Genomic DNA, 24,674 nt, shown 5'->3' with positions numbered 1-24,674 from the left:
CCCGCCCGCCCCCGGAACCCGCATCACACCGCCCGGTACACCACGAACGACACCGCGATGTACTGCAGCACGTACGCCGCGATCGTGAACGCGTGGAACACCTCGTGGAAACCGAAATAGCGCGGCGACGGGTCCGGGCGCCGCAGCCCGTACACCAGCCCGCCCACGCTGTACAGCACGCCGCCGATCATCACCAGCACCGCGACCGCCGCGCCCGTGCCGTCCAGGAACTGCGGGACGAAGAACGCCGCCACCCAGCCCAGCCCGATGTACAGCAGCGTGTACAGCCAGCGCGGCGCCCCCACCCACAGCACGCGGAACAGCACGCCCGCCAGCGCCCCGCCCCACACCACCGACAGCACCAGCACGCGCGCCATGCCGTCCAGGATCAGGTACGCGAACGGCGTGTACGTCCCGGCGATGATCAGGTAGATGTTGGCGTGGTCGAAGCGGCGCAGCACCTCGCCGACCCCCGGCGACCAGCGGCCCCGGTGGTAGAACGCCGACACCCCGAACAGCAGCGCCGACGTCAGCGCGTACACCGCCGCGCACAGCCGCGCCGCCAGCGTCGGGCCGAGCGCGACCATCACCAGCCCCGCCACGAACACCACCGGGAACGTCCCCGCGTGCAGCCACCCGCGCAGCTTCGGCTTCACCGCCTGCGCCAACTGTTCCACCGGACGCCGCATGAATCCTCCCCTCGGGACCGCTCCCGCGCTGAGGGTATCCCCCGGGCGCCGGTTCACGCCTCCGCCCCCCGCGAGATGTGACGCGGCACCCGCCCCCCGCCTTGACATAGTAAGGTCGGAGATCAGTGATCAAGGCAGGAAGGAGCCGCCGGATGAAGACCGGGTTCGCGGTGCCCGTCGCGGGCGCCTGGGCCACGCCGGACCGCCAGGCCCTCCTGGCCCGCGAGGCCGAGGCCGCCGGGTACCACTCCCTCTGGACGCTCCAGCGCGTCGCCAACCCCGCCGGGGCCGAGACGCCGTACCGCAACGTCCCCGACCCGCTCGTCACGCTGGCCTACCTCGCCGTGCACACCGAGCGCGTCCGGCTCGGCGTCGCGATCCTCAACCTGCCCTTCACCGCTCCCCCGCTGCTCGCCCACCAGGCCGCCACCCTGGACCGCGTCGCGGGCGGACGGCTCGACCTCGGCCTCGGCACCGGCTGGATGCCCGAGGAGTTCGCGGCGGCCGGCGTCGCGCAGGCCCGGCGCGGCGCCCGCGCCGAGGAGTACCTGACGATCCTGCGGGCCCTGTGGGACGACGGCACGGCCGAGTTCCACGGCGAGTTCTACGACTTCCCCGCGATCCGCGTCGAGCCCGCGCCCGTCCAGCGGCCCCTGCCGGTCCTGCTCGGCGGCACCGCCGACGCCGCGCTGCGCCGCGCCGGGCGCCGCGCCGACGGCTGGATCAGCAGCAGCCGCGCCGACCCGGCGACCCTCGCCCGCTCCATCGGCGTCGTCCGCGACGCCGCGCGCGACGCCGGACGGGATCCGGACGCGCTGCGGTTCGTCTGCCGCGCCGCCGTGCGGCTGCGTCCCGGCGGCGCCGCGGACCGGACGCCGCTCACCGGGTCGCCGGCGGAGATCCGCGGCGACCTGGAGCGGATCGCCGCGCAGGGCATGACCGAGGTGTTCGTCGACCTGAACTTCGACCCCGAGATCATCGGGCCGGACGCCGACCCCGACCGGGCCCTGGACACCGCGCGCACGGCGTTGGCGGAGTTCGCGCCCTAGATCGGCGGGCGGCGCCCCTCCCACGGGGTGCTCAGCACCACCGTGGTGCGGGTGGCGACGTTCGCGGCGGCGCGGATCCGCTGCAGGAGGTCCTCCAGCGCGTTCGGCGACGCCACCCGCACCTTGAGGATGTAGCTCTCGTCCCCGGCGACCGAGTGGCACGCCTCGATCTCCGGGACGCCCGCCAGCCGGTCCGGCGCGTCGTCGGGCGCGGCGGGGTCGATCGGCTTGATCGACACGAACGCGGTCAGCGGCAGCCCGATCTGCTCGTGGTCCAGGCGGGCCGCGAAACCCTTGATGAGGTTCCGCTTCTGCAGCCGGCGCACGCGCTGGTGCACCGCCGACACCGACAGGCCCGTCTCGCGCGCGAGATCGGTGAAGCTCATCCGCCCGTCGTCGGCGAGAAGGCGCAGTATCTGACGATCAATCTCCTCCACCCGGAAAAAATAGCGCGGTCCGGGCCGTTCCGCCGCCGCTCCGGCGATCTCGCCCGCGCCGGGACGCGCGACACGGCGGTTCCTCAGCGTCCGCCCCGCCCGCCGCGCGGCGGGCCGCAGCTCCCCCGCACGACCAGCTCGGTCGGCAGCGGCGCGGGCGCGGCGGGCCGGGCGCGGCCCGGGTCGCGGGCCAGCAGCTCGGCCGCGCGGCGCCCCATCGCGCGGGCGGGGCGGGCGACGGCGGTGAGCGGCGGGTCGCACAGCTCCGCCCACGGGACGTCGTCGATCACGGCGATGGACACGTCCGCGGGCACCCGCAGGTCCAGCTCCCGCGCGACGAGGACGGCGGCCTCGCCGAGCAGCCGCCCCGACGCGACGACGGCGGTGACGTCCGGGCGGCTCTGCAACAGCCCGGCCGCCGCCCCGTAGGCGCTGTCGCGGGACGTCCGGGCGGGCACGAGCACGGGTTCGGCGCGGCCGAGGGCGTCGCGGAAGGCGCGCTCGCGGACGCCGGGGGCCGCGCCGGGCGCGGCGGCGCCGAGGAACGCGACGCGACGGTGCCCGAGCCCGGTCAGGTACTCCACCAGCGCCCGCACGCCCGCCGCGTCGTCGGCGCGGACGGCCGGGATCCGCGGGAACGCCGGCAGCGCGCGGTCGGCGAACACGACGCCGCCGGCGCGGGCCGCCGCCGCCCAGTCGGCGTCCTGCCCGGCCGGGACGGCGACGACGCCGCCGAGCCGCTGCCCGGCCAGCCGCTCCACGACGGCGGCCTCGCGGGCGGGGTCGCCGCCGGTGACGTCCAGCACGACGTGCTCGCCGAGGTCGCGGGCGGCGGCCAGCACCCCGGCGGCCAGCTCGGCGGCGAACGGGTCGGCGACGTCGGGCAGGACGAGCCCGATGCCCGCCGCCGCGCGCGTCTTCAGCCCGCGCGCGGCGGCGTCGGGCCGGTAGCCGAGGTCGCGGGCGGCGGCCAGGACGCGCTCGCGGGTCGCGGCGCCGACCGGGCCGTTGCCGGAGAACACCCGCGACACGGTCGCGATCCCGACGCCCGCCGCCGCCGCGACGTCCTTGATCGTCGCCGTCATCGCCCGCCCCCTTTCCTGGAAACGTTTCCATACTCTTAGATCGGATTATGCCAGGTGAGCTTAACGCTTAACCACCGAATGGAAACGTTTCCACTGAGTGCGAGGGGGACCCGATGGCGGGGATCACGCTGACGGGCGTCGACAAGGTCTACGGCGGCGGGGGCAAGGCCGTGTCCGGGCTGGACCTGGAGATCGGGGACGGCGAGTTCATGGTCCTCGTCGGGCCGTCGGGCTGCGGCAAGTCCACCGCCCTGCGGATGATCGCGGGCCTGGAGGAGATCAGCGCCGGGACCGTCGCGATCGGCGACCGCGTCGTCAACGACCTGGCCCCCAAGGACCGCGACATCGCGATGGTCTTCCAGAACTACGCCCTCTACCCGCACATGACCGTCGGGAAGAACCTGGAGTTCGGCCTGAAGCTGCGCGGCATGTCCAAGGAGGACCGGCGCGCCAAGGTCGTCGCCGCGGCCCGCATGCTCGGTCTCGAGCAGTTCCTGGACCGCAAGCCCGCCGAGCTGTCGGGCGGGCAGCGCCAGCGCGTCGCGATGGGACGCGCGATCGTCCGCGAACCGCAGGCGTTCCTCATGGACGAGCCGCTGTCCAACCTCGACGCCAAGCTGCGGGTGTCGATGCGCGCGTCCCTCAGCCAGCTCCACGCCCGCCTCGGCGTCACGACCGTCTACGTCACCCACGACCAGATCGAGGCGATGACGCTCGGCACCCGCGTCTGCGTGCTGCGCGAGGGCGTCCTGCAGCAGGTCGACACCCCGCAGCGGCTGTTCGAGGACCCGGTGAACCTGTTCGTCGCCGGGTTCATCGGCTCGCCCGCGATGAACTTCGCGACCGCCCGCCTCACCGGCGACGACGACGGCCTGACCGTGTCGTTCGCCGGGTTCACCCTGCCCGTCCCCGCCGCGCGCGCCGCCGAGCGCCCGGGCCTCGCCGCCTACGCGGGCCGCGAGGTGATCGTCGGGGTGCGGCCGTCGGACTTCGAGGACGGCGCGCACGCCGGCCGCGACGGCTGGGCTCCGCTGCGCGCCACCGCCCAGGTCACCGAGGAGCTGGGCAGCGAGATCAACGTCATCTTCCCGATCGACGCGCCGCCGGTCGAGCACAAGGACACCGCCGACCTCGCCGACGACGAGGGCGCCGGGGACGACGGCGCCGCGCTCCCCCTGGCCGCCGACAAGGCCCTGTGGACGGCCCGGGTCAACTCCCGCTCCCGCGTCCGCCCCGGCGACGCGATCGAGGTCGCCGTGGACACCCGCCGCCTGCACTTCTTCGACCCCGCGACGGGCCTGGCGATCGGCCACGGCGGCGCCGGGGCCTGAGACCACCGGAAGAAGGGCGCCCCGCGGTCCACCCGTGTGCGGGACCGCGGGGCCGCCCGCCGGCTCACCGGCTCACTTCACCGAGCCGGCCAGCACGCCCTGCACGAAGTACCGCTGGAACGCGAAGAACACCGCCAGCGGGACGATCAGCGACAGGAACGCGCCCGGCGCCAGGATGTCGATGTTCCCGGTGAACTGCCGCATCTGCGACTGCAGCCACTTGGTCATCGGCTGCGCGTCGGTGTCGGCGAACACCAGCGACACCAGCAGGTCGTTCCACACCCACAGGAACTGGAAGATGCCGAGCGAGGCGATCGCCGGGCCGCCCAGCGGGAAGATCACCCGGCGGAAGATCGTCCACTCCGAGCCGCCGTCCATCCGCGCCGCCTCCAGCAGGTCCCGGGGGATCGCGGCGAAGAAGTTGCGCAGCAGGAAGATCGCGAACGGCAGGCCGAACGCGACGTGGAACAGCACCACCCCGGTGATCGACCCGAACATCTGGAACCCGCCGAACTCGATCCTGCCGTACAGCTTGGCGACGGGCACCAGCGCGACCTGCACCGGCACCACCAGCAGCGCGACGACCACGAGGAACAGCCAGTCGCGGCCGGGGAACTCCAGCCACGCGAACGCGTACGCCGCCAGCGAGGCGATGAGGACGACCAGCACCGTCGCCGGGACGGTGATGAGCACCGTGTTCCAGAACGAGTCGACGAAGTCGGGCTTGTCCAGCAGGGCGCTGTAGGACGAGAACGTGAGCTGCGACGGCTTGGTGAACACCGTCCACCAGCCGCTGGAGTTGTTGTCGGCGTTGGACCGCAGCGACGCCACCAGCAGCCCGAGCGTCGGGACGAGCCAGAACAGCGCCACCAGCACCAGCACGGCCTGCACCGCGCCGCCGCCGATCCGGCCGACGACCCGCGCGGCGACCCCCCGGCGCGGCGCGCCCGCCGAGCCGTCCCCGGCCGTGCCGCCCGCCGTTTCCCTGGCAGTCTCCTGGGCCGTCATTTCCGCTCCCGCCGCAGCCGCCGGATGTTGAACAGCATGGCGGGCAGCACGAGCAGGAACAGCAGCACCGCGATCGCGCTGCCCGCCCCCTGGTCGTTGCCGCCGCCGAACGACTCGGTCCACATCTGCAGCGCCAGCACCCCCGCGTTGGGGTCGCCGCCGCCGATGACGAAGACCAGGTCGAAGACCTTCAGGACGTTGATGACGAGCGTCACCAGCACCACGACCAGCACCGGCGCCAGCAGCGGGATCGTCACCCGCCGGAACACCTGCCACTCGGTGGCGCCGTCCACCCGCGCGGCCTCCAGCGCGTCGCGCGGGATCGCTGCGAGCCCGGCCGCGATCAGCACCATCGCGAACCCCGACCACACCCACAGGTACGCGCCGATGATCGCGGGCGTGATGAGCGTGTCGCCGAGCCATTCGGCGCCGCCGTAGGCCGCGGTGAAGTTATCGGCGGGCAGCCGCAGGGTGAGCGGCCCCGCCGGGACCTTGGTCAGCGTGAAGGTGCCGTCGTCGCGGGTGGTGGCGGACGCGACGACCTTCCCGTCCCGCACCGCCTGCACCCGCACGCCCGGCAGGCCCGCCTCCGACGGGTCGACGGCGTTCGGGCGTCCGCCGCCGCCGCGGGTGAAGTCGAACCAGACCGTCCCGGTGATCCGCCCCGGGCCCGGCGGCGCCGCCGCCCGCGCCGGGACCGGCTCGGCCGGCAGGTACTCGGGCTTGACGCGCAGCAGCGGCAGCAGCGCCGTGCTCCCCGCCGTCACCGGCCGGGACGTCACGACCGCGCCGCCCTCGGCGCGCAGCGGCTGCGCCGCGCCCGCGCGCGGCCCCGCCCCCGGATAGGCGGTCTTGGCGCTGAACGCGTCGTGGACGGCGACCACCGCGGCGTTCGCGACGCCCTTGTCGGGGTCCTGCTCGTATACCAGCCGGAAGATCACGCCGGACGCCAGGAACGAGATCGCCATCGGCATGAACACCACGAGCTTGAACGCCGTCGCCCACCGGATCCGCTCGGTGAGGACCGCGAACAGCAGCCCGACGATCGTGACCAGCGTCGGCGCGACCACCACCCAGATCGCCGTGTTCCGGACGGCCAGCAGATTGCTGTGCCCCTCGAAGATCCCGCTGTAGTTGTCGACGGTGAAGCCGCCGGAGGAGTCCAGGAGACTCCGGACCACCGTGTAGACGATCGGGTAGACGACGAGGAAGCCGAGCAGCACCAGCGCGGGCAGCAGGAACGACCCGGCCAGCCACGACGGCGGGCGCAAACCGTCCCGCCGCCCCGTGCTCGCGTCCGGCCCGACCTCCGGTCCGGCGTCGGGCCCGGTGGCGGCGGCGCCGCCCGTCGCGGCGCCCGCCGTCGCGGGCGGCGTGTCCTCTCGCGGAGCCATCATGTCCCTCACCTCGGGTTCCCGGCCGGGCGGCCGGGGCGCCGGCTCCGGCGGGGCGCGCGGCGCGCCCCGCCGGACGGAAGCCCTGCTGTCCCTACTTGTAGGCCTTGGCGGCCTCGTCCTCCAGCCGCCGCTGCGTGCCCTTCACGTCGGACGGCTTCTGCACGAACGCGCGCAGCGCCTCCCACTCGCCCTTGCCGGGCGTCGCGCCGAACGCGGCCGGGGCCAGGTCCGACAGGTCGTAGCGGGCGGCGTCGCCGGCCTGCTGGAGCTGCGCGATGAGCTGCTTGGCGATCGGGTCGCTGTAGGCCGACGGCGGGACGTTCTTGTTCGGCGACAGGTAGCCGCCGAGCCCGGCCCACACCTTCCCGGCCTCGGGCGAGGCGAGGAACTTCATCAGCGCCATCGCGCCCTTGCCGTCCTTCATCGCGACGGCGATGTCGCCGCCGAGCAGCGCGGGCGCGGTGTTCCCGGCCTTGGGGAAGGCGAACACCTTCGCGTCGGTGCCGACCTTGGCCTTGGTGGTCGCGATGTTCGCGGCGGCGAAGTCGCCGCCGTAGACGATCGCGGCCTTCTGCGTGCCGAACACGTCGGTGACGGACGCGTCGAACTTGGTCTTGGTGGCCTGCGCGAGGCCGCCCGCCAGGAAGTCGGGCTTGCCCCAGATCTGCGCGAGGGTCTCCAGCGCCTTGCCGACGGTCGGGTCCGTCCACTTGATCTTGTGCTGGGCGAGCTTGTCGTAGTTCTCCGGCCCGGCCTGCGACAGGTAGACGTTCTCGAACCAGTCGGTGAGCGTCCAGGAGTCGCTGGACGCGGCGGCGAGCGTGAACGGCGTCGTGCCCGCGTCCTGCAGCGTCTGCGCGTCCTTCACCAGGTCCGCCCACGTCGCCGGCGGCTGGATCCCCGCGTCGGCGAACGCCTGCGGCCGGTACCACAGGATCGACTTGTAGGCGGCCTTGGCGAGCACGCCGTAGGACTTGCCGCCCGAGGAGGCGAGGTCCCGCCAGTACGGCGAGAAGTTCTTGTCGACCTCGGTCACCACGTCCGGGCCGAGCGGCTTGAGCTGCCCCTTGGCGGCGTACTGCTGGAGCAGGCCGGGCTGCGGGAGGATCGCGACGTCCGGCGGGTTCTTGGCGTCCAGCCGGGGGCCGAGGTAGGCGTCGGTGTCCTCGCCGGTGGAGGCGTAGGTGACGGTCGCGCCGGTCTTCTCCTCGAACGCCTTGAGGACCTTGCGGAAGTTCTGCTCCTCCGGCCCGGTCCACTTGGCGGCGACCTCGACCTTCACGCCCTTCAGCTCGGTGCCGCCCGAGCCGGCGTCCTTCTTGTCGTCGCCGCCGCACGCCGCGGCCGACGACGCCACCAGGCCCGCCGCCACCGCGGCGCCGAGCACCCGTCTGCTGATCCTCATCCCTCGTCCTCCCTGGAAGCACTGGAAGCACCGGCGGCCGATCCCCAGATCGACGCGCCGGTCTCGATGTCGAAGAAGTGCAGGCGTCCGGTGTCCACGCGGACCGTGACCGGATCGCCGACGGTGACGCCGGTGCGCGGGCTGAACCGCCCGACGACGTCGGTGTGCGGTGCCGCGCCGCCCTCGCCGGGGACGTCGGCCCCCGCGTCGCGGGCCAGCTCCCGGGTGTCCTCGGTGACGACCTGGGACGCCTCGACGGTGAAGTGGACGAGCACGTCCGAGCCCATCGCCTCGACCAGCTCGGCGGTCGACACCAGCGTCGTCCCGTCCGAGCCCTCGGCCAGCGCGGCGTCCTCCATGTCCTCGGGACGGATCCCGACGACGACGTCGCGGCCGAGGTATCCGGCCAGGTCGGGCCGCGCCGCGAACACCTCGGGCGGCAGCTCCAGCGTCTGGCCGCCGATCGCGACCCGCGGGTTCTCCGCGGTGCCCGACAGCGCGCCCTGGATCAGGTTCATGGCCGGTGAGCCGATGAAACCGGCCACGAACAGGTTCGCGGGCCGGTCGTAGAGCTCCTGCGGCGGGGCGACCTGCTGCAGCTCGCCCCGCTTCATCACCGCCACCCGGTCGCCGAGCGTCATCGCCTCGGTCTGGTCGTGGGTGACGTAGATCGTGGTGACGCCGAGATCCCGCTGGATCCGGGCGATCTGCGCGCGGGTCTGCACCCGCAGCTTGGCGTCGAGGTTGGACAGCGGCTCGTCCATGAGGAACGCCTGCGGCTCGCGGACGATCGCGCGCCCCATCGCGACGCGCTGGCGCTGCCCGCCCGACAGGTTGCGGGGCTTGCGGTCCAGGTGGTCGGTCAGGCCGAGGATCGTCGCGGCCTCCTCGACCTTCGCGCGGATGGCCTTCTTGTCCATCCGGCGCAGCGACAGCCCGAAGCCGATGTTGTCGCGGACCGACAGGTGCGGGTAGAGGGCGTAGCTCTGGAACACCATCGCCACGTCGCGGTCGCGGGGCGGGACGCGGTTCACCACGCGCCCGCCGATCGTCAGCGTGCCCTCGGAGATCTCCTCCAGCCCGGCGACCATCCGCAGCGCCGTCGTCTTCCCGCACCCCGACGGGCCGACCAGCACCAGGAACTCCCCGTCGGCGATCGTGAGGTCCAGACCGGTCACGGCACGGGTTCCGTCGGGGTACACCTTCCCGACGTTCGTCAGGACGACCTCTGCCACGGCGTCTCCTCTGCGTCCGGCGCGGTTCCGTACCGACCGGCTCGACACCGGCCCCACGACGGATCCGCAACCTGGCGAACATGCGTTCGTAACCCGGGGGGAACAATGTCTCAAAGCACTACAGGGCCGTACAGGCGGGCCGCAAGGGCGATCACCGACCGTGAAGCCTATTGGTGCAGATATCGTTATCTGCCCTGCCACACCCGTGACATGGCGGATGCCACGGCTTGACCATGGATGTGTGAACGTCCCGGAACGCCGGTGGGGCGCGGCCTCGGCCGGACCCCGCCCCACCCCGCACCGATCCCGCGGTCGGTCGACGGTCAGTCGACGATGACCAGCTCGCGCGGCGTTCCGTTCACGCTCTCGCAGCCGTCCTCGGTGCAGATCACGATGTCCTCGATCCGCGCGCCGTGCGGCCCCGGGTAGATCCCCGGCTCGATCGAGAACGCCATGCCCGGCTCCAGCGGCACCGCGCTGCCCGCCACGATGTAGGGCTCCTCGTGGGTCTCCAGCCCGATCCCGTGCCCGGTCCGGTGGACGAAGAACTCCCCGTAGTCCGCCCCGGCGATCACGTCGCGGGCGGCGGCGTCGACGTCCTGCGCCGTCACGCCCGGGCGGACGACGGCCCGCGCCGTCCGCTGCGCGTCCAGCAGCACCGCGAAGTACTCCCGGTACTCCGCCGGCGGCTCCCCCACACAGTAGTTGCGGGTCGAGTCCGAGCAGTACCCGCTCGGCATCTGCCCGCCGATGTCCACCACCACCGGCTCGCCCGGCCGGATCACCCGGTCGCTCAGCTCCGCGTGCGGGTTCGCGCCGTTCGGCCCCGACCCGACGATCACGAAGTCGACCGCCGAGTGGCCCTCGTCCAGGATCGCGTCGGCGATGTCCCGGCCGACCTGGCGCTCGGTGCGGCCCGGCTTCAGGAACTCCGGCACCCGCCGGTGCACGCGGTCGATCGCCGCGCCCGCCGCGCGCAGCGCCGCCACCTCCGCCGCGCTCTTGCGCACCCGCAGGTCCGCGAGGACCGTGCCCGCCGCGACCTGCTCGGCGTCCGGCAGGGCCGCCCGCAGCCGCAGCGCCATCACCGCCCACATCCGGTCGGCGACCGCCACCCGCCCGAGCCCGCGCGGCAGCCGCGCCGCCACCAGCGCGTACGGGTCGTCGGTCTCCTCCCACGGCACCAGCTCCACCCCGAGCGCCCCCGCCGGGGACGCCTGCGCGGCGGGCAGCTCCAGCCGCGGCACCACGAGGAACGGATCGCCCTCGGCCGGGACGGCCAGGCACGTCAGCCGTTCGAGCTGCTTGGCGTCATAGCCCGTCACGTACCGCAGGTCCGGGCCCGGCGTCAGCAGCACCGCCCCGAGACCCGCCGCGCGCGCCGCGTCCCGCACCCGCCCGACCCGCTCCGCCGGATACAACTCCGTCGTCACACCCGTCTCCTCTCCTGTCGCCCGTCGCTCCCAGCATCCCAAACGCGCCGCCGCGTCCTGTCGGCGGCGCGTGCGACGATGGTGCCCATGAGCGGGCTGATGCTGCTGGACACGCCGTCGCTGTACTTCCGCGCCTTCTTCGGCGTGCCCGAGTCGGTGACCGCGCCGGACGGGACGCCCGTCAACGCCGTGCGCGGCCTCCTGGACATGATCGCCCGGCTCGTGCAGGACCGCGCGCCCGGCCGGCTCGTGTGCTGCATGGACGCCGACTGGCGGCCGGAGTTCCGCGTCGCGGCGATCCCGTCCTACAAGGCGCACCGCGTCGCCGACGACGGCGGCGACCAGACGCCCGACGCCCTCGGCGCCCAGCTGCCCGTCATCGACGCCGTGCTGGACGCCGTCGGCCTCGCCCGCGCCGGCGTCCCCGGCTACGAGGCCGACGACGTCATCGGCACCCTCGCCGTGCGCGGCAAGACGGACGGGCCCGTCGACATCGTCACCGGCGACCGCGACCTGTTCCAGCTCGCCGACGACGCCGGGCCCGTCGCCGTCCTCTACACCGCGCGCGGCGTCCGGAACCTGCAGATCATGGGCGAGAAGGAGATCGCCGCCAAGTACGCCATCCCCGGCGGCGCCTACGCCGACTACGCCACCCTGCGCGGCGACCCGAGCGACGGGCTGCCCGGCGTCCCCGGCATCGGCGACAAGACCGCCGCCGCCCTGGTCACCCGGTTCGGGTCGGTCGCCGGGATCCGCGCCGCCCTCGCCGACGGCACGACCGAGGGGTTCCCGGCGGGCGCGCGGCGCCGCCTGGAGGCCGCCGGGGACTACCTCGCCGCCGCCGAGACCGTCGTGCGGGTCGTCACCGACATCGACGACCCCGTCCTCGCCGTCCTGGACGACCGGCTCCCCAGCGGCCCGCGCGACCCCGCCGCCCTCGTCGAACTCGCCGACCGGTGGGGGCTGCACAGCCCCGTCAACCGGCTCCTGCACGCCCTGGCCCGCGACGGCGCCGACCTCTGACCGACCTCTGACCCGCGGCCCTTGCCCGGAAACGCGCAGTGTGTCAGGTGACGCAGACGCGGGCGCCGCGCCGCCCCACGATGGAGACCGGCGAAGGGTTCCACCCGGTACCGCCGGCACCGGACGCCCCGCCGCCGGGATCGTCCGCCTCGGGACGGGACGGCACCGGCGGCGGGCGCACGGGCCGGCACCCGTGACGGCCGGCTGCGACGGCCCACTCCCCCACCGCGCGGGTGCCGGCCCACCGGCCGCGGCTCCGGCGGGCCCTTCCGGCCGAGCGGCGCGCCCCGTCCCGAGGCGCGCGGAACGGAACCTGCGGTGACCGAGCGGACCATCCCGAACCCGGCGCGCGGCGGCGCGCGCCTCGCGCTGCCCTTCTGGGCCGCCCTGGACGCCGGGAACCGCGCCGCGCTGCGCGCCTCCGCGCGGTCGCGGCCCTACGCGGCGCGCGCCCCGCTGTGCGTGCAGGGCGACACCTCCGACCACGTCGTGGTGATCGAGCGCGGCTGGGCGAAGGTGACGGCGACGACCGCCGACGGCCACGACGTCGTCCTCGCCGTGCGCGGCCCCGGCGACCTCGTGTGCGAGAGCGCGGTGCTCGGGTCGCGGGAGCGGTCGGCGACGGTGACGGCGCTCGGCCCGCTGCGCGGCCTGCTCGTGCCCGCCGAGCGGTTCACCGCGTTCCTGGACGCCAACCCGGGCCTGTGGCGGCTGGTCAGCGGCACGATGGTCGGCCGGCTGGACGACGCGAGCCGCCGCCTCCAGGCCCAGGCGTCGGTGAAGGGCCCCCGGCGGCTCGCGGGCCTGCTCGCCGAGCTGGCCGAGCTGTCGCTGCGGCACCAGGCGGCGTCGGGCGGCGCGGTCGGCGTCCCGGTCGACATCGCTCCCCCGCTGTCGCAGCAGGAGCTCGGGAGCTGGATGGACGCCTCCCGCGAGACGGTCGCGCGCGCCCTGAACGAGCTGCGGCGGCGCGGGCTCGTCCGGACCGGGTGGCGGCGGATCACCGTGCTGGACCTGGACCGGCTGCGCGCCTTCGCCCGCGACGGCCACTGACGTGAGCGCCGACCGCCGCGCGCCTTTACATTGTAGATCAGCGACGGCGGCGGCGCGGCCACGCGGCGCGCCGCGCCGGGCCCACCCCCGCCATCTCCAGGGCGAGCAGCAGCAGGCCGAGCACGACCAGCGTCTGCACGCCGACCGACCCGCTGGACAGGTCGGCGAGGTCGAACAGCAGCGCGAGCGCGAAGACGAACGCGGCGGCGAGAGCGAGCATGACGGCCTCCGGGTGCCGGATCGGGTGCGCCGTTCTCCCCCGAGGCGCCCCCGCAGGATGTCCCGGACGCCCCGGTCCAAACCTTCCGTCCGAAAACCGGGTGCGCGGCCTGCCGAAGATCACTTACCGTTCCGGGGACACCGAGGGGAGGCGCGATGCCGAAGCTGAACCAGATCATCGCCGTCGAGAAGGGCGTCCGCGCCCGCGCCCAGCGCGAGCTGGCCGAGGCGGGGCAGCTCGTCCAGAAGCAGCCGCTGCTGTCGGGGATCTCCCGCGTGTACCAGCCGAAGGACGAGGACGGCGACCAGTTCCCGCCCGAGTCGACCCGCGTGCAGGTCAAGGGCGAGGACGTCCTGCGCACCGCCGCCGCGGCCCTCACCCGGCTGTTCGACGTCACGGCCACCAAGGACCGCGCCAACTGCGAGGCCCGCGCCGACGTCGTGGTCGACGGCCGCGCGCTGCTGCGCGACGTGCCCGTCACCTACCTGCTGTTCCTGGAGAAGCAGCTCGCCGAGGTGCGGAACCTGCTGGAGCGGCTGCCGGTGCTGGACGCCGCCGAGAACTGGTCGTTCGACGCCTCGAGCGACGCGTGGAAGACCGACCCGGTCCGGACGCTGAAGACCAAGAAGGTGCCGTTCAACCACGTCAAGGCGGAGGCGACCGACAAGCACCCGGCCCAGGTCGAGGTGTTCTACGAGGACGTCGCCGTCGGCCACTGGACGACCGTGAAGTTCTCCGGCGCGCTGCCCGCGCGGCGCGTCAACGAGCTGCTGGAGCGCGCCGACGCGCTCGCCCGCGCGGTGAAGTTCGCCCGCGAGGAGGCCAACGCGTTCGAGGTGACCGACCAGACCGTCGGCGAGGCGGTCTTCGGCTACCTGCTCGGCTGAGAGGATGAGACTCCCCCGCTGGAGCGCGGGGGTGCGCCCCGGGAACGGGGCGCGACGCTGAAACTGAGACGTCAGACTGAACCACGCGGTGTCCAGTGGGGGTTCGAGTCCCCCTCCCGGCCCTTCGCGCCGGGATGGCCCAACGGGCAGAGGCAGCCGCGAGCAAACTCAGGCTCTCGCTCCAGAATCAGCAGGTCGTCGATCGTCGCGGACCGACGGACGGGCGGACGGCCGTCGAGGTGCCGGTTCGAATCCGGCTCGGGCCCCCTTGGCCCGATGGTGCAACGGAAGCACGCGGCGGAAGACTCAGACTGACCCGTCGCGCGGGCCGCGCGTGCGCAGGACGACGAACCCTTCAGGGACCCCGGTGCGTGGGAAACGCCCGGGGTCCCGCCCCGTCCGGCCCCCGGACCGCGCCGGCACGCGGGCGCGGGCGGGCGCGGGCGGGCGCGGGCGGGCTCGGCCGGTCCGCCGGGACGGGAGAATGGCGGGGCCGGGCGGTGCCCGGCTTATGGCGGCAATGGCCGCGGCGGAGGGTAAAGAACACCACCATTCCGGAGATCGCGCCCGGTTCGCGGCGGCGCGCTCCGGGCAATCCGCTACGGTCGGACCGCCGCAACGGCGAGGGAAGGAAGACAGAGCGCACATGGCCGAGAAGGTCATTCGGGTAGACGACATCGACGGCTCCGAAGGGAGCGACGTCGCCAAGCGGGACTTCGGCGTGCTGGACCGCACGTTCACGATCGACCTCGGCGATGAGAACGACAAGCGCCTGCGGGAGGCGCTGGAAACGCTGGAGCTGTTCCTGGCCAAGGCGAACGAGGTGAAGGCCGCAGGTAAGGGACGCAGAAGCGCCTCGGCCGCGAAGGTCAAGGGATACACCAACGGCGACGTCCGGGAATGGGCGAAGTCCGCCGGTGTCGAAGTCTCCGAGCGTGGCAAAATCTCCGATGAGGTCTATGCTGCGTTCATCGAGGCACATCCGGACGCCAAGCCGGATGCATAACAAGGGAGTCCCCGCATGGCACAGAAGGTCGAGGTTCTCCTCGTCGACGACATCGACGGCGGACAGGCGGACGAGACGGTCAGCTTCGCGCTCGACGGCGTCCCCTACGAGATCGACCTGAGCAAGAAGAACGCCGCGCAGCTCCGCGCGGATCTGGGACCGTTCGTCCAGAACGCCCGGCGCGCCCGTCCGAAGGCCGCCAAGGGCGGGCGTCCCGTGCGGACGCAGAACAACCGCGAGCGCTCCGCCGAGATTCGCGAGTGGGCGAAGTCACAGGGCATCAAGGTCAACGAGCGCGGGCGCATTCCGGCGACCGTGATCGAGCAGTACGACGCCGTCCACTGATCGGGCGGCACATCCCCTGATCCGCCCGGCGCGGCGCCGGCGGCGGACGCACCAGGGCCGGGTGACTCGATCACCCGGCCCTTTTCGCGTTCTCGTCCCCGGGGCCGCGGAACCGCATTCCTTTTTGTCACCCGGGAACGAGACGCACGGTTCGCCCGGTTCAGGAAGTCTGCTCCGGGACGGGAAGGATCTGCCGGGGCCGGGCGGGACCGGCGGGCCGGGAACGCCATTCGCGCGGGTATCCCAGGGAGACTTCCTCGAAACGCACTCCGTCGTGCCACGTGGTCCGCGGAATGTGCAGATGCCCGTAAACGACGGCACTAGCCCGATAACGAACATGCCAGTCGGCGGTGGCCTCGGTCCCGCACCAGAGCGCGAAATCGGGGTACCGCAGAATCCGCGTGGGGTCGCGCACCAGCGGGAAATGGTTGACCAGCACGGTCGGGAGCGACGGGTCCCGGGCGTCGAGCATCGCCTCGGTCCTGGCGACGCGGTCGCGGCACCAGTCGTCGGCCGACGCGAACGGCTCGGGACTGAGGTACACCTCGTCGGTGCAGACGACCCCGGACTCGTGCGCGCGTTCCAGCGCCGCCTTCTTGGACGTGATCCCGTCGCGGCGGAAGGTGTAGTCGTAGAGGACGAACAGCGGCGCGACCGTCACCGGCCCGCCGGGGCCCGTCCACACCGGGTAGGGGTCCTCGGGGGTGCTGACGCCGAGGCGGCGGCACACCTCGACCAGGTGCCGGTAGCGGGCCTCGCCGCGCAGGTCGCACGGGTCGCCGGGCGTCGTCCACAGCTCGTGGTTGCCGGGCGTCCACACGACGTGCGCGAAGCGGCCCGCCAGCAGCGTCAGGGTCGCCTCGACGTCGGCGGCGCGCTCGGCGACGTCCCCGGCGACGATCAGCCAGTCGTCGGGCGAGCCGGGACGGATCCCGTCCACCACGGCGCGGTTCTCCTCGAATGCCGTGTGCACGTCGCTGATGGCCAGCAACGCGCCGTCCCGGCGGGAGGGGGAGGTCACGGGGGGCTCCTTCGGTGAGGACGGCCGCCGGCGGCCGTCAGGTGACCGACGAGTAGGCGACGACGCCGCGGCGCATCGCGTCCATCGCCTTGCGCGCCGTGGTCCGGACGTGACCGTTCGGCGGCGACGCGTCGGCGATCTGGCCGAGCAGGTCCAGGAGCTGCTTCACGGCGCGGACGAAGTCCCCGGCGGTCAGCCCGGCGTCGAGCAGGACCTCGTCCAGGTCGTCGCCCTTGGCCCACCGGTACGCCGTCCACGCCAGCCCGAGGTCGGGCTCGCGCAGGAACGACACCTGGTTGTCGCGCTCGACGTTCGACAGGGTCCGCCAGAGCCGCACCATCGCCTCCAGCGCGTCCGACACCTTCCCCGACGGGCTGCGCGGCGGCGCGGCGTCGTCGGGCTGGCGGGACTCGAACACCAGCGCCGACACGCACGCGGCCAGCTCGGCGGGGTCCAGCCGCTCCCACAGGCCCGCGCGCAGGCTCTCGGCGGTGAGCAGGTCCAGCTCGCTGTAGATGCGGCCGAGGCGGCGGCCGTCGTCGGTGACGGCGCCGCCGTCGAGGTAGCCGAGCTGCTCCAGGACGGCCGTGACGCGGTCGAACGTCCGCGCGATCACCTGGGAGCGGCCCTCGACGCGGCGGCGGAGCTGCTCGGTGTCGCGTTCGAGGCGGAAGTACCGCTCGGCCCAGCGGGCGTGGTCCTCGCGCTCGGGGCACGCGTGGACGGGGTGGGCGCGCAGGTCGGCGCGCAGCCGCCCGATCTCGGCGTCGTCCCCGCCGGGCGCGTCGCGTCCGCGGCGCCGCTCCCGGACGTCGTCGGGGACCTGCGCGCGCAGCGTCGCGGCCAGGTCCCGGCGGTCCTGCGGGTTGCGGGGGCTGAACGACTTCGGCACCCGGATCCGCGCGACCGGCTCGACCGCGCGCGGGAAGTCCTGGATCGACAGCCGCTGCACCGACCGCGCGGACGTCAGCACGAGCGGCGCCGGGCCGTCCGAGCGGCGCCCGACCCCGGCGTCCAGCACCACGGCGAGCCCGGAGCGGCGCCCGGACGGCACCAGGATCACGTCCCCGGGCCGCAGGTGCTCCAGGGACCGCGCGGCCTCGGCGCGGCGCGTCTGGGACCGCTCGCGGGACGCGGCGGCCTCCCGGTCCGACAGGGCGCGGCGCATCGCGGCGTACTCCATGAAGTCGCCCCGGTCGCACTCGGCGGCCTTGGCGTACCCGGCGAGGGCCTCCTCGTTCTTGCGGACCTGCCGGGCCAGGCCGACGACGGCGCGGTCGGCCTGGAACTGCGCGAACGACTCCTCCAGCAGCGTGCGGGCCCGCTCGGCGCCGACCGCGCCGACGAGGTTCACGGCCATGTTGTAGGACGGCCGGAAACTGGAGTTCAGCGGGTACGTCCGCGCGCCCGCCAGCCCCGCCGCCGACGCCGGGTCCACGCTCGGGTTCCACACGACGACGGCGTGGCCCTCCACGTCGATCCCGCGCCGTCCGGCGCGCCCGGTGAGCTGGGTGTACTCCCCGGGGGTGAGGTTGACGTGGGCCTCGCCGTTCCACTTGTCGAGCTTTTCGATCACGACGGTCCGCGCGGGCATGTTGATCCCGAGCGCGAGGGTCTCGGTGGCGAACACCGCGCGGATCAGCCCGCGTGTGAACAGCTCCTCCACGATCTCCTTGAACGTCGGCAGCATCCCGGCGTGGTGGGCGGCGACGCCGCGCTCCAGCCCGGCGAGGAAGTCGGCGTACCCGAGGATCCGCAGGTCCTCGGGCGGGATGTCGGCGGTCCGCAGCTCGACGTGCGCGCGGATCTCCTCCGACTCCTCGCGGGAGGTGAGGCGCAGCCCGGCGTGCAGGCACTGCTGGACGGCCGCGTCGCACCCGGCGCGGCTGAAGATGAACGTGATCGCGGGCAGCAGCCCGGCCCGGTCCAGCCGAGCGATGACGTCGGGGCGCAGCGGCAGCCGGAACCGCTGCGGGCGCGGCGCGCGGCGGTGCCCGGTGCGGCGGCCCTGGTTGACCTTCGCGCGGCGGACCTCCTCCACGGCGAGCCGCTGGAGCTGCGGGTTGAGGCGGCCCTGCCGGTCCTTGCCCTTGCCGGTCTCCACGAACAGGTCGTACAGGCGGGTGCCGACCAGCATGTGCTGGAACAGCGGGACGGGCCGGTGCTCGTCCACGATGACGGCGGTGTCGCCGCGGACGGCCTGCAGCCACTCGCCGAACTCCTCGGCGTTGCTGACCGTCGCCGACAGCGCCACGATCCGCACCGACTCCGGCACGTGGATGATCACTTCTTCCCACACGGCCCCGCGGAACCGGTCGGCGAGGTAGTGGACCTCGTCCATGACCACGAACGCCAGCCCCGCCAGCGTCGAGGACCCCGCGTACAGCATGTTCCGCAGGACCTCGGTCGTCATGACGACGATCGGCGCCTCGCCGTTCACGCTGTTGTCGCCGGTCAGCAGCCCGACCCGGTCGGGCCCGTACCGGCGGACGAGGTCGGCGTACTTCTGGTTGGACAGCGCCTTGATCGGCGTGGTGTAGAAGCACTTGGCGCCCGCGGCGAGGGCCAGGTGGACGGCGAACTCCCCGACGATGGTCTTCCCGGACCCGGTGGGGGCCGCGACGAGGACCCCGCTGCCGGCCTCCAGGGCGCGGCACGCCTCGATCTGGAACGCGTCCAGCTCGAAGTCGTAGAGGGTTCGGAAGTCCAGCAGCGCGGGACCGTTCCCGGCCGTGCGGGCGCGGTGTGCGGCGTAGCGCTCGGCGGGTGACGGGTCGGCCGACTGCGTGTCGGGGGTGGTCATGGTTTCGAGCCTACGGTTTCGACCGGCCCGATACGCACTCCGGGCCCGGTTTCCCTTCGCCGGGATCGGCCCGTCAGTCGAGTTCGAGCGGGGACGCCTCGTCGTCGCTCAGCCCGTCGTAGGGGTCGGGCCTGCGGTCGCGGCGGCGGTCGTTGAAGTAGGTGAGCAGCACCGCGACCTCGTACAGCAGGACGGTCGGGAGCGCGAGCGCCAGCATCGTGAACGGGTCCGCGCTCGGGGTCGCGACGGCCGCGAACACGAACAGCCCGAAGATCGTGAACCGCTGGGTGCGCATGAGCGTCCGGAAGCGCAGCACCCCGGCGAGGTTGAGGATGACGACGAACAGCGGCAGCTCGAACGTCAACCCGAAGATCAGCAGCATCGCCTGCGCGTAGGACAGGTAGTCCTGGATGCCGATGAGGACGAGCGTGTCGCCGGGCGCGAGCCCGACGAGCAGCCGCAGGCCCTTGTCCATCGTGACGTAGGCCAGGCCCGCGCCGACGAGGAACAGCGGGATCGCCGCGGCCATGAACGTGTACGTCCAGCGGCGCTCGCGCCGGTACAGGCCGGGCGCGACGAACGCCCACAGCTGGTACAGCCACACTGGAGACGACAGGACCGCGCCGACCATCAGCGCGACCTTGAGGTGGATGAAGAACCCGTCGAACGGCCCGTGGACGACCAGGTCGCAGTGCCGGTTGATGCAGTGCTCGGCGGGGACCTTGGTGTAGGGCTCCTTGACGAAGTCCCAGATGGGGTCGAAGAACAGCCACGCCACGACCGCGCCGGCGGCGAGGGCGAGGATCGCCTTGACCAGCCGGTTGCGCAGCTCGCGGAGGTGCTCCATGAGCGGCATGCGGCCTTCGGGGTCGACGTCGCGCCGCGTCGTCAGCTTCAGCATGGGCTCTTCGGGGGTGAGGGTGGACGGAAACGTCGCCGGAGGGTCGCCGGAACGTCAGTACCGGTTAATACCGGTCAGTGCCGGTCAGTGCTGGTTGCGGCCGGTGCCGTAGTCGCTGACCGGGACGCCCTGGATCGGCTCGCCGGACGGCAGCTCGCCGGGCCGGTGCACGCGGCCCTCGCGGGCGTCGGCCTCGCGCTCCAGGCGGGCGGCCTCGGCGCGCAGCTGCGCGGCGCGGTCGCGGGCGCCGGGCGCCGCGTCGGCGGCGGGCGCCGGGGCGGGCTTGGCGGCGGTCTCGTCATCGTCCTCGCGCAGGCCCTTGGTCTCGGCCTTGAGGATGCGCGCCGACTTGCCCAGGGAACGGGCGAGCTGCGGCAGCTTCGCGGACCCGAAGATCAGGACGACGACGAGCAGCAGGATCAGCAGCTCGGGGGTTCCAAGGTTCGGCATCAGAGAATTCCCTTTTCAGCAGGCGTTACTCAACCCGATCGTACGCCGTCGCCGGGGTCCTGTGGCGCGTGGGACCGCTGGAGGCGGTGGAGTTCGCCGCGCAGCTCCCGATGTTTGGGCGCGAGTTTCGCCCTGGTCCGCTCCAGTTCACGTCCGAACCGGCGCACGCCCAGGTAGACGCGGAAGGAGCAGTAGGCGAGCACGGCGACGCCCGCGAACCCGAGCGCCACCGCCAGACCGGACCATCCCACGTCCGTCACGGTATCGGACTCCTCAGACGTTCTCGTAGAGCGCGAGGGCGCGCGCCGCCTCGGCGCGGACCTCGGCGGCCAGCGACGCGGGCGCGACGACGCGGCCGTGCTCGGCCAGCCGCAGCGCCAGCGCCCGGACCCAGCGGGTGTCGGGGGTGCGCAGCACGACGCGCAGCCGCCCCTCCCCCAGTTCCTCGACGCTCTCGCACGGGTAGCCGTCGGCGACCCACCGGCCCTCGGGCGCCAGGTCCAGCGTGACGCTCTCGTCGCGGGGGGACGGGCGGAACAGGCCGCCGTCCACGTCGCGGGGCTCGGCGTCCTCGGGGACCTGCGCGGCGACGTCCAGCACGGTGAGCCCGGCGATCCGGTCGACGCGGAACAGCCGGACGGCCTCGGCGCGGCGGCACCACCCCTCCAGGTAGGTGGCGCCCTCCACGACCAGCAGCCGCATCGGGTCGACGTCGCGCTCGGTGTTCTCGTCGCGCGCCGGGACGTAGTAGGTGAGGTGGACGCGGCGGCCCGCCGTGATCGCCTCGCGCAGCACCGCCAGGTGGGCGCGGTCGCCGTGGCCGCCGACCTCGACCGCGACCTGCCCGGCGACCGACGCCGCCGCGCCCGCCGCCGTCTCCAGCTTGGCGATGACGCGGCTGAGGGCGTCGCGGTCGTGCAGGCCGGGGATCTGGGCGAGCGTCCGCAGCGCGATGAGCAGCGCGGCGGCCTCGTCGACCTTGAGCCGCAGCGGCCGGGCGATCGACTCGGCCTCGGCGACGGTGATCTCCCCGCCCTCGTAGGACAGGTCGATCGGGCAGTAGGGGTCGGGGGCGCGCAGCTCGACGCACCACAGCAGGTTGAGGTCGTCGATGAGCTGCTTCTCGGTGATCCCGAACGCGGCGGCGGCCTCGCCGACCGCGACCGTGTCCCGGTTGATCACGTAGGGGACGAGCGCCAGGAGCCGGCCGAGCCGGCCCGTGGACGCGGTGTTCGCGGGGGTGCTCATGATCCGTTCACCGCCAGTGCCGCCTTGAGCCGCTGGATGACCGCCTCGCGCAGGTCGGGCGGGTCCAGGACGACGACGTCGCCGCCGAACCTGGCGAGGTAGGGGGCGAACCGGTCGACGTCGCGGAACGTCAGCACGGCCTCGTCCCAGCCGTCCCAGCCGTCGCCGGCGGGCCGGACGTCGCGCGCCCACCGGCGCGGGCCCTGGACGGCGCCGGCGCGCAGCCGCACCGTCGCCGGGCGCGGGTCGCCGACGGGCTCGCCGGAGTCGAACGCGATCTTGCGGACGTCCACGCCGTCGGGCACGGTGACCGTCCCGGCGGGGCCGTCGGGGACGACGGCGCCGAGGATGCGGCTCAGCCGGAACACGCGGGTGCCGTCGCGGTCGCGGTCGTGGCCGACGACGTACCACCGGCCGCGGCGGCTCACCACGCCCCACGGCTCCAGGTGGCGCCGCGCCGACGACGTCCGGCCGACGCCCTGGTACTCGAACGTCACCGGGCGGCCGTCGCGGACCGCCTCCCACAGGGCGGGAAAGGCAGGGTCGCCGGCGTCCACGCGCGGCTCGACGCCGACGACGGCGGCGGGGTCGGGCGCGTCGCCGGTCTCGACGCCGGCGGCGCGCAGCTTCAGCAGCGCGCCGGACGCGGCGTCGGCCATGCTGGCGCGCTGCCACACCCGGGCGGCGAGGCCGAGCACGGCGGCCTCGTCGGGGCCGAGGTGGATCTCGGGCAGCTCGTAGTCCTGCGGGGGGATGCGGTAGCCGGTCTCCTCGCCGCCGCCGCCGGTGCGGTCGCTGCCGACCTCCAGCGGGACGCCGAGTTCGCGCAGCTCCTCCTTGTCGCGCTCGAACATCCGCTTGAACGCCTCGGCGCCCTCGGGATAGCCCGGCACGGCCCGGCGGATCTGCTCGGCCGTCAGGTACCTGCGGGTGGCCAGCAGGCACACCACCAGGTTGAGCAGGCGCTCGGTCTTGCGCCGCGACACGTGGGCCACCTCCTCCTTGGGTTCGGCTCGGTCCGGCGGGTCAGCGGATCGTCCGCGCGGCCGGTGAACCGGACGCTACCGTTCTCCGTGTGATCAGATGGCGCAAAGGCACGGTAGAGGGCGTCCGCCGGGAATGGCCGGGGGCGATCGAACTGGACGTCGCGGTCGGGGGCGACGGGGCCTGCCGCGCCCTGGCCTACCCCGCGCTGGTGGGGCGGCCCGAACCCGGCGACACCGTCCTGCTCAACACTACGGCCTTGGCGATGGGCCTGGGGACCGGCGGCTATGCGATCGTCGTCGCTCTCCCGGACCGGCTGCCCCCCGATCCGGACGGCCCGGGACATCTGGTGAAGGCCCGGTACACGCCGCTGCAGGCGACGCTGCTCGGCGCGGACGAGCAGGACTCGCCCCACCACGAGGTCCTGCGCGACGCGGACTCGCTGGGCGGGCTGCCGGTGATCGTCGCGGACCTGCACTCGGCGCTGCCGCCGATCCTGGCGGGGCTGCTGGCCGACCGTCCGGGCACCCGCGTGGTGTACGTGATGCCGGACGGCGGGGCGCTGCCCGCGTGGTTCTCCATGTCGATCGGGCAGCTCAAGGGCGCGGGGGCGCTCGCGGCGACGGTCACGACGGGGCAGGCGTTCGGCGGGGACCTGGAGGCGGTGACCGTCCACACGGGGCTGCTGGCGGCGCGGCTCGTCCTCGGCGCCGAGGTCGTCGTCGTGGCGCAGGGCCCCGGCAACCTCGGCACCGGGACGAAGTGGGGTTTCTCGGGCGTGTCGGCGGGTGAGGCGGTGAACGCCGCCGCCGTCCTGTCCGGCCGTCCGGTCGCGTCGCTGCGGGTCAGCGAGGGCGACCTGCGCGAGCGGCACGTCGGGGTGTCGCACCACAGCCTCACCGCCTACGGGCGCGTCGCGCTGGCCCGCGCGGACGTGCCCGTCCCCGAGCTGGGCGGGACGTTCGGGACGCGCGTCGCGGCGGACGCGGCGGCGCTCGGCGACCGGCACGCGCTCGTCCCGGTCGGGGTCGAGGGGCTGGAGGACGCGCTGCGCGCCGCCGAGAAGGAGTGGGGCGTGCGGATGTCCACGATGGGCCGCCGCCTGGACCAGGACCTGCCCTACTTCCTCACCGCCGCCGCCGCGGGACGGCACGCCGCGTCGCTCCTCTAGCCGGTCACGTAGCCGGTCACGCGTCCTGCGGGGCGAAGTCCTCGCGGAACGTGAACGCGTAGGCTGTGGGGCCGTGCGCGCGCAGGTGCGCGAGCCGCTCCACGGCCTCTTCCTGCGTCGGGACGTGCCCGGCGGGGATCCACCACAGGGCGAGGTGGGGGCCGCCGGGCGCCTCGAACCAGTCGCGGCGGCCCCGCAGGAACGCCAGATGGTCGCTGCGGTAGGTGAACTCCCACAGCGCCTCCCGCGACTCCCACACCGACATGTTGATGAGCGTGTCGTCGCCGAAGGGGCGCAGGCCGGTCGCATCGGAGCCGTCTTCGTCCACCAGCCGCCAGACGAAGCCGGGCGCCGCGTCGGCGAGCGCGTTGATCGGGGCGAGCGCGTCGGCGAACCCGGCCGAGCGGGGGTCGCCGAGGGGGTGGCGGAGCCTGCCGACGTTGAGCTGGGCGAGATGGTGGCCGGTCATGGGGTCATGTCAGCACGGCGCCCG

At 73.8% G+C, this 24,674-nt stretch carries 25 protein-coding genes; 8 read left to right on the top strand and 17 right to left on the bottom strand.

The window, feature by feature from the left end; genetic code table 11:
- Positions 1–23 precede the first annotated feature (23 nt).
- Positions 24–689 (bottom strand): PAQR family membrane homeostasis protein TrhA, encoded by a 666-nt coding sequence (gene trhA / locus GQ466_RS27700; RefSeq protein ID WP_161105988.1) that lies wholly within the window; start codon positions 687–689, stop codon positions 24–26.
- 152 nt (positions 690–841) lie between these two features.
- On the opposite strand from trhA, the gene GQ466_RS27695 reads away from it, so the two are divergent.
- Positions 842–1,738 carry a TIGR03619 family F420-dependent LLM class oxidoreductase gene (locus GQ466_RS27695; RefSeq protein ID WP_161105987.1) on the top strand — a complete coding sequence of 299 codons (897 nt, stop codon included), beginning with the start codon at positions 842–844 and terminating at the stop codon, positions 1,736–1,738.
- Here the strand turns inward: GQ466_RS27695 and GQ466_RS27690 are convergent.
- Positions 1,735–2,175: a winged helix-turn-helix transcriptional regulator gene (locus GQ466_RS27690; RefSeq protein ID WP_161105986.1), complete on the bottom strand. Its 441-nt coding sequence runs from the start codon at positions 2,173–2,175 to the stop codon at positions 1,735–1,737. The genes GQ466_RS27695 and GQ466_RS27690 overlap by 4 nt on opposite strands.
- Positions 2,176–2,258: 83 nt before the next feature.
- The gene (locus tag GQ466_RS27685) at positions 2,259–3,260 is read right to left on the bottom strand and encodes a LacI family DNA-binding transcriptional regulator (protein ID WP_161105985.1); all 1,002 of its coding nucleotides are present in this window, start codon (positions 3,258–3,260) and stop codon (positions 2,259–2,261) included.
- Between the two features lie 113 nt (positions 3,261–3,373).
- Here GQ466_RS27685 and GQ466_RS27680 point away from each other — a divergent pair, with 113 nt between their 5' ends.
- Positions 3,374–4,591: an ABC transporter ATP-binding protein gene (locus GQ466_RS27680; RefSeq protein ID WP_161105984.1), complete on the top strand. Its 1,218-nt coding sequence runs from the start codon at positions 3,374–3,376 to the stop codon at positions 4,589–4,591.
- 72 nt (positions 4,592–4,663) lie between these two features.
- Here the strand turns inward: GQ466_RS27680 and GQ466_RS27675 are convergent, their stop codons facing one another.
- The 5 genes from GQ466_RS27675 to GQ466_RS27655 form a co-directional block, all read right to left on the bottom strand.
- On the bottom strand, positions 4,664–5,599 hold the full coding sequence (locus GQ466_RS27675) for a carbohydrate ABC transporter permease (RefSeq protein ID WP_161105983.1): 936 nt from the start codon (positions 5,597–5,599) through the stop codon (positions 4,664–4,666).
- Positions 5,596–6,993 (bottom strand): ABC transporter permease subunit, encoded by a 1,398-nt coding sequence (locus tag GQ466_RS27670; protein ID WP_161106020.1) that lies wholly within the window; start codon positions 6,991–6,993, stop codon positions 5,596–5,598. Before GQ466_RS27670 ends, GQ466_RS27675 begins: the two co-directional genes overlap by 4 nt.
- Positions 6,994–7,087: 94 nt before the next feature.
- Complete coding sequence (locus tag GQ466_RS27665) at positions 7,088–8,401, bottom strand: ABC transporter substrate-binding protein (protein ID WP_161105982.1); 1,314 nt, start codon at positions 8,399–8,401, stop codon at positions 7,088–7,090.
- Positions 8,398–9,636: a sn-glycerol-3-phosphate ABC transporter ATP-binding protein UgpC gene (locus tag GQ466_RS27660; RefSeq protein ID WP_161105981.1), complete on the bottom strand. Its 1,239-nt coding sequence runs from the start codon at positions 9,634–9,636 to the stop codon at positions 8,398–8,400. The genes GQ466_RS27665 and GQ466_RS27660 overlap by 4 nt, the downstream gene beginning before the upstream one ends.
- 323 nt (positions 9,637–9,959) lie before the next feature.
- Positions 9,960–11,069: a M24 family metallopeptidase gene (locus GQ466_RS27655; protein WP_161105980.1), complete on the bottom strand. Its 1,110-nt coding sequence runs from the start codon at positions 11,067–11,069 to the stop codon at positions 9,960–9,962.
- An 87-nt stretch (positions 11,070–11,156) separates the two neighbouring features.
- Here GQ466_RS27655 and GQ466_RS27650 point away from each other — a divergent pair, with 87 nt between their 5' ends.
- Together GQ466_RS27650 and GQ466_RS27645 are read left to right on the top strand one after the other, a co-directional pair.
- Positions 11,157–12,092: a 5'-3' exonuclease gene (locus GQ466_RS27650; protein ID WP_202421185.1), complete on the top strand. Its 936-nt coding sequence runs from the start codon at positions 11,157–11,159 to the stop codon at positions 12,090–12,092.
- 318 nt (positions 12,093–12,410) lie between these two features.
- Positions 12,411–13,145: a Crp/Fnr family transcriptional regulator gene (locus GQ466_RS27645; protein WP_337193650.1), complete on the top strand. Its 735-nt coding sequence runs from the start codon at positions 12,411–12,413 to the stop codon at positions 13,143–13,145.
- Positions 13,146–13,182: 37 nt separating this feature from the next.
- Here the strand turns inward: GQ466_RS27645 and GQ466_RS27640 are convergent, their stop codons facing one another.
- Positions 13,183–13,365 carry a hypothetical protein gene (locus GQ466_RS27640; RefSeq protein WP_161105979.1) on the bottom strand — a complete coding sequence of 61 codons (183 nt, stop codon included), beginning with the start codon at positions 13,363–13,365 and terminating at the stop codon, positions 13,183–13,185.
- Positions 13,366–13,520: 155 nt separating this feature from the next.
- Here GQ466_RS27640 and GQ466_RS27635 point away from each other — a divergent pair, with 155 nt between their 5' ends.
- The 3 genes from GQ466_RS27635 (at position 13,521) to GQ466_RS27625 (ending at position 15,603) form a co-directional block, all read left to right on the top strand.
- Positions 13,521–14,252: a DUF7873 family protein gene (locus GQ466_RS27635; RefSeq protein WP_161105978.1), complete on the top strand. Its 732-nt coding sequence runs from the start codon at positions 13,521–13,523 to the stop codon at positions 14,250–14,252.
- Between the two features lie 646 nt (positions 14,253–14,898).
- Positions 14,899–15,258 (top strand): histone-like nucleoid-structuring protein Lsr2, encoded by a 360-nt coding sequence (locus GQ466_RS27630; RefSeq protein ID WP_161105977.1) that lies wholly within the window; start codon positions 14,899–14,901, stop codon positions 15,256–15,258.
- Between the two features lie 15 nt (positions 15,259–15,273).
- Positions 15,274–15,603 (top strand): histone-like nucleoid-structuring protein Lsr2, encoded by a 330-nt coding sequence (locus GQ466_RS27625; RefSeq protein WP_161105976.1) that lies wholly within the window; start codon positions 15,274–15,276, stop codon positions 15,601–15,603.
- 160 nt (positions 15,604–15,763) lie between these two features.
- On the opposite strand, the gene GQ466_RS27620 is transcribed toward GQ466_RS27625, so the two are convergent.
- From GQ466_RS27620 to GQ466_RS27590, 7 genes are all read right to left on the bottom strand, one after another.
- On the bottom strand, positions 15,764–16,624 hold the full coding sequence (locus GQ466_RS27620; RefSeq protein WP_161105975.1) for a metallophosphoesterase: 861 nt from the start codon (positions 16,622–16,624) through the stop codon (positions 15,764–15,766).
- Positions 16,625–16,661: 37 nt separating this feature from the next.
- Positions 16,662–19,427, bottom strand: a complete 2,766-nt coding sequence (locus GQ466_RS27615) for a DEAD/DEAH box helicase (protein WP_161105974.1) — start codon at positions 19,425–19,427, stop codon at positions 16,662–16,664.
- Positions 19,428–19,500: 73 nt separating this feature from the next.
- Positions 19,501–20,328, bottom strand: a complete 828-nt coding sequence (tatC, locus tag GQ466_RS27610) for a twin-arginine translocase subunit TatC (RefSeq protein ID WP_161105973.1) — start codon at positions 20,326–20,328, stop codon at positions 19,501–19,503.
- Between the two features lie 84 nt (positions 20,329–20,412).
- A complete protein-coding gene (gene tatA / locus GQ466_RS27605) occupies positions 20,413–20,778 on the bottom strand; it encodes a Sec-independent protein translocase subunit TatA (RefSeq protein ID WP_161105972.1) in 366 nt (121 codons plus the stop codon).
- Between the two features lie 29 nt (positions 20,779–20,807).
- Entirely contained in the window at positions 20,808–21,038 is a 231-nt protein-coding gene (locus GQ466_RS27600) for a hypothetical protein (RefSeq protein ID WP_161105971.1), read from the bottom strand.
- Between the two features lie 13 nt (positions 21,039–21,051).
- Positions 21,052–22,026, bottom strand: a complete 975-nt coding sequence (locus GQ466_RS27595; protein ID WP_161105970.1) for a helix-turn-helix transcriptional regulator — start codon at positions 22,024–22,026, stop codon at positions 21,052–21,054.
- Entirely contained in the window at positions 22,023–23,012 is a 990-nt protein-coding gene (locus tag GQ466_RS27590; RefSeq protein ID WP_161105969.1) for a WYL domain-containing protein, read from the bottom strand. The genes GQ466_RS27595 and GQ466_RS27590 overlap by 4 nt, the downstream gene beginning before the upstream one ends.
- A gap of 89 nt (positions 23,013–23,101) precedes the next feature.
- Here GQ466_RS27590 and GQ466_RS27585 point away from each other — a divergent pair, with 89 nt between their 5' ends.
- Positions 23,102–24,181 carry a DUF3866 family protein gene (locus tag GQ466_RS27585; protein ID WP_161105968.1) on the top strand — a complete coding sequence of 360 codons (1,080 nt, stop codon included), beginning with the start codon at positions 23,102–23,104 and terminating at the stop codon, positions 24,179–24,181.
- Between the two features lie 16 nt (positions 24,182–24,197).
- On the opposite strand, the gene GQ466_RS27580 is transcribed toward GQ466_RS27585, so the two are convergent.
- Positions 24,198–24,650, bottom strand: coding sequence for a DUF3291 domain-containing protein (locus GQ466_RS27580; protein WP_161105967.1), 453 nt, complete (start codon positions 24,648–24,650; stop codon positions 24,198–24,200).
- Positions 24,651–24,674: the final 24 nt, after the last annotated feature.

This window comes from Actinomadura rayongensis, assembly GCF_009831215.1.
Classification (GTDB): Bacteria; Actinomycetota; Actinomycetes; order Streptosporangiales; family Streptosporangiaceae; genus Spirillospora; species Spirillospora rayongensis.
This window is presented reverse-complemented; position numbering and strand designations above follow the sequence as displayed.

What these genes read in the sequence shown, in the direction of transcription:
- trhA (WP_161105988.1), bottom strand. Translation starts at nt 689, where the DNA reads ATGCGGCGTCCGGTGGAACAGTTGGCGCAGGCGGTGAAGCCGAAGCTG.
- GQ466_RS27695 (WP_161105987.1), top strand. Translation starts at nt 842, where the DNA reads ATGAAGACCGGGTTCGCGGTGCCCGTCGCGGGCGCCTGGGCCACGCCG.
- GQ466_RS27685 (WP_161105985.1), bottom strand. Translation starts at nt 3,260, where the DNA reads ATGACGGCGACGATCAAGGACGTCGCGGCGGCGGCGGGCGTCGGGATC.
- GQ466_RS27680 (WP_161105984.1), top strand. Translation starts at nt 3,374, where the DNA reads ATGGCGGGGATCACGCTGACGGGCGTCGACAAGGTCTACGGCGGCGGG.
- GQ466_RS27675 (WP_161105983.1), bottom strand. Translation starts at nt 5,599, where the DNA reads ATGACGGCCCAGGAGACTGCCAGGGAAACGGCGGGCGGCACGGCCGGG.
- GQ466_RS27670 (WP_161106020.1), bottom strand. Translation starts at nt 6,993, where the DNA reads ATGGCTCCGCGAGAGGACACGCCGCCCGCGACGGCGGGCGCCGCGACG.
- GQ466_RS27665 (WP_161105982.1), bottom strand. Translation starts at nt 8,401, where the DNA reads ATGAGGATCAGCAGACGGGTGCTCGGCGCCGCGGTGGCGGCGGGCCTG.
- GQ466_RS27650 (WP_202421185.1), top strand. Translation starts at nt 11,157, where the DNA reads ATGAGCGGGCTGATGCTGCTGGACACGCCGTCGCTGTACTTCCGCGCC.
- GQ466_RS27640 (WP_161105979.1), bottom strand. Translation starts at nt 13,365, where the DNA reads ATGCTCGCTCTCGCCGCCGCGTTCGTCTTCGCGCTCGCGCTGCTGTTC.
- GQ466_RS27635 (WP_161105978.1), top strand. Translation starts at nt 13,521, where the DNA reads ATGCCGAAGCTGAACCAGATCATCGCCGTCGAGAAGGGCGTCCGCGCC.
- GQ466_RS27630 (WP_161105977.1), top strand. Translation starts at nt 14,899, where the DNA reads ATGGCCGAGAAGGTCATTCGGGTAGACGACATCGACGGCTCCGAAGGG.
- GQ466_RS27625 (WP_161105976.1), top strand. Translation starts at nt 15,274, where the DNA reads ATGGCACAGAAGGTCGAGGTTCTCCTCGTCGACGACATCGACGGCGGA.
- GQ466_RS27615 (WP_161105974.1), bottom strand. Translation starts at nt 19,427, where the DNA reads ATGACCACCCCCGACACGCAGTCGGCCGACCCGTCACCCGCCGAGCGC.
- tatC (WP_161105973.1), bottom strand. Translation starts at nt 20,328, where the DNA reads ATGCTGAAGCTGACGACGCGGCGCGACGTCGACCCCGAAGGCCGCATG.
- tatA (WP_161105972.1), bottom strand. Translation starts at nt 20,778, where the DNA reads ATGCCGAACCTTGGAACCCCCGAGCTGCTGATCCTGCTGCTCGTCGTC.
- GQ466_RS27595 (WP_161105970.1), bottom strand. Translation starts at nt 22,026, where the DNA reads ATGAGCACCCCCGCGAACACCGCGTCCACGGGCCGGCTCGGCCGGCTC.
- GQ466_RS27580 (WP_161105967.1), bottom strand. Translation starts at nt 24,650, where the DNA reads ATGACCGGCCACCATCTCGCCCAGCTCAACGTCGGCAGGCTCCGCCAC.